Raw genomic sequence first — 243 nt, forward strand, 5'->3', positions numbered from 1 at the left:
CCCCCCCCCCCCCCCCCCCCCCCTCCCCCAAACAGAAACCCCCCCCCCCAGATTACTACGCGTCTCGTGGGCTCGGAGATGTGTATAAGAGACAGATCCGCAACGTCGGGCAGATCCCCATCGACCGCACCGTCGGCGACCGGGCCGGAGCGGGGTACCCGTTCGCGGTGCCGGGCGGTGCCCCGGTAGAGCGTGGTGAAGATGAACCTGTCTCTTATACACATCTGACGCTGCCGACGAAGG

1 pseudogene is annotated in these 243 nt (G+C 67.1%); it reads left to right on the top strand.

Annotated elements, in window-relative coordinates:
• Window positions 1-243, top strand: a pseudogene (locus tag ACPYOM_RS23540) (hypothetical protein); the annotation flags it as partial.

It is taken from the genome of Monashia sp. HAY1-2A (assembly GCF_056755315.1).